This window comes from Micrococcus sp. EWR3.9.1, assembly GCF_052615555.1.
Window position 1 is genome coordinate 1 of the sequence record NZ_JBQXFD010000067.1, and the last position, 229, is coordinate 229.

Annotated in this window: 1 protein-coding gene; it reads right to left on the reverse strand. The window is 71.2% G+C overall.

The window, feature by feature from the left end; translation table 11 throughout:
- Positions 1 to 229: DDE-type integrase/transposase/recombinase (locus tag ACUJ8O_RS11605; RefSeq protein ID WP_445373413.1), on the reverse strand; the 229-nt coding region annotated here is incomplete at both ends.

Below are 229 nucleotides of genomic sequence, written 5' to 3' on the forward strand. Positions count from 1 at the left end.
TGGCGAGCGCCGCGGGACCAGCGGGCCATCTCGATCGCGTCGAGGACCATCTCGGTGCGCATGTGTGACGCGCACCGCCACCCGACGATCATCCGGGAGAACGCGTCGACGATGAAGCAGACGTACGCGACGCCGGCCCACGTCGGCACGAACGCCAGGTCGGTGACCCAGAGCCGGTTCGGGGCAGGCGCGGTGAACTCCCGCTTCACGAGGTCCGGGTGCCGCGCCG